Consider the following 2,161-nt stretch of genomic DNA (forward strand, 5'->3'; position numbering starts at 1 on the left):
TTTTGCCTTTCATCGCCTGATAGCGCGGGATGATGTCTTTAATCGTGCTTGGGACGAAATGCCCGAAGTGCGGCAGTCCTGTGGCAAAGGGGGGTCCGTCGTAAAAAACGAATTCGCTCTGCCCTTCCCTGTTGGATACTGACTTCTCAAATATACTGTTTTTTTCCCAAAATTTTAGAATTTCTTCTTCTAATTTGGGAAAATTTACCTTTGAATCGACTTGCTTGTACATAGATATAGTGTAGCAAATATTGAATGATCTATTCAATATGAGTATTTTATTCTTTTTGCCCCCACTCTGAACCGCCGTTGTAAATGAATCAATAAGTAGCCAAATCATGAAAAAATGAAATGCTCTCTGTTGATAGGGCTATTCCATAAAAACCATAGATTATTCCGCTAACATTAATTCACATTTTTAACCAATTCCATTACTTTCTTATAAACAGGGTTTGAATCTGAAATCTGCAAGAAATTCCTGTTCTCTTGCGCAAAAGCCGAAACTTCATCGTCGTCTGGAAGACCGATGACTATGTCCGCTTTGGTCTTTTCGCTTATCTCTTTTATTCTATCAGGTAATTTGTCGTTTCGCAATTTATTTATTACAAGCGCAAGTTTGCCGTAAGCCATTTTCATTTCACCCGCAAGTTCAAAAAGGCGGAGCAAAGTTTGCAGTCCCGAATTGGAAGCGTCGGAAACCAGTATCATAAGGTCAACTTTTTGAACAATACGCCGTGAAAGGTTTTCAAGACCGGCTTCGTTATCTAGCACCACATAAGGGTATCCCGATGAAATCTCGGCGATAATCTCTTTAAGCACATTATTTGCGTAACAGTAACAACCCTCGCCTTCCGGTCTCCCCATGGCGATAAGGTCGAAGCCCTTTTCTTCCACAAGTGCGCTCTCCAACTTTAACCGTAAAAGCTCGCGTTTTGAAACATTGATGTCCGCGCCTGCCGACTCACGAACATCTTCCCTCGCCCTGCCTACAGTGTCGGTAACGTGTACACCTAACGCCGCGTCAAGACAACTATTCGGGTCGGCATCTATCGCAAGCACTGGAGATTTTCCCGCCGCCAATAAATTTTTAATTAACAACGCGCTGACTGTGGTTTTGCCAACGCCGCCCTTTCCGGTTATGGCGATTAGTTTGCTGTTTTTATTCGCGCTCATACATTACCTCGATTCGGCATTTTCAAAATAAGATCGACAAGAGTTTCCAAACTTGCGCGTTCTTCGCTATTCATTCCGTCAAACGCGGAAACTCCGTCCCTGTCCGCCTTGCGAATATTTTCCGAATACGGAAGAAACGCGGACACATTAAAACCTGAAAGCCCATTTGCGATAAAGCGTTTATCGTCTTCGCAAGTTACCTTGTTCCCAACAATTACAAAATTATTAAGCCCTATTTCCTTAGACATCTTGATAACCGTATCAGCGCAATCAAGCGAGCGCTGACCCGGCTCAACTACAATGATCATCACGTCTACTCCGCTTGAAGTAGCCCGTCCCAAATGTTCAATTCCGGCTTCCATGTCCATTATGAGGGTTTCATTTTTATACAGAACAAGATCGTTAACTAACGCTTTTATAAAAACATTTTCAGGGCAGGCGCAGCCTCCGCCGCCCCTCTTTATGGCTCCCAGTACCAAAAGCTCCACTCCGTTATGTGAAACCGCAAATTTTTCCGCTACGTCGCTGACATTCGGGTTAAGTTTAAAAATCTGCCCGTACTGATCAATCTTCGCCCCTGTTCTTTCCTCGATGAGCGCTATTTCCCGCGAGATGGGAGTAATTTTTACAGTTTTAGGAATACCCAAAGATGCCGCAAGGTTAGCGTCAGGATCGGCGTCAAGGGCAAGAACTCTAACGCCTCTTTGCGCCAGAATTAAAGCGATAGAAGCGGCGACAGTGGACTTACCGACTCCGCCTTTTCCTGAAACTGCGATTTTCATTTATGCCCTTTAAGCGTATTTCCCTTTCATTCGTTTGGTTAAATCGTTTAAAAGAGTAAAAACTTTTTCAGCATCGTTTACGGATAGCGAACCTGTTCCGCAAGATGGAGTAATCATCGCCTGATCGATTATCAGTTTTTTATCAATACCTATTGACGCAAGATTATCCATAACTTTTTCAAGTTGTTTCTCAAGCGAATCTACAG

4 protein-coding genes are annotated in these 2,161 nt (G+C 43.3%); all 4 read right to left on the reverse strand.

Annotation, left to right across the window (positions count from 1 at the left end):
- Positions 1 to 232 (reverse strand): class I tRNA ligase family protein (locus tag ACYVTD_RS11855; RefSeq protein ID WP_461247972.1); only part of this gene is annotated, 232 nt, incomplete at its 3' end.
- A 173-nt stretch (positions 233 to 405) separates the two neighbouring features.
- Positions 406 to 1,173, reverse strand: a complete 768-nt coding sequence (locus ACYVTD_RS11860; protein ID WP_461247973.1) for an ATP-binding protein — start codon at positions 1,171 to 1,173, stop codon at positions 406 to 408.
- Complete coding sequence (locus ACYVTD_RS11865; RefSeq protein ID WP_461247974.1) at positions 1,170 to 1,955, reverse strand: ATP-binding protein; 786 nt, start codon at positions 1,953 to 1,955, stop codon at positions 1,170 to 1,172. The genes ACYVTD_RS11860 and ACYVTD_RS11865 overlap by 4 nt, the downstream gene beginning before the upstream one ends.
- A gap of 9 nt (positions 1,956 to 1,964) precedes the next feature.
- Positions 1,965 to 2,161 (reverse strand): hypothetical protein (locus ACYVTD_RS11870; protein ID WP_461247975.1); only part of this gene is annotated, 197 nt, incomplete at its 5' end.

The organism is Treponema sp. R6D11 (assembly GCF_054786075.1).

Coding starts and splice junctions, on each gene's coding strand:
- ACYVTD_RS11860 (WP_461247973.1), bottom strand. CDS start 1,173: ATGAGCGCGAATAAAAACAGCAAACTAATCGCCATAACCGGAAAGGGC.
- ACYVTD_RS11865 (WP_461247974.1), bottom strand. CDS start 1,955: ATGAAAATCGCAGTTTCAGGAAAAGGCGGAGTCGGTAAGTCCACTGTC.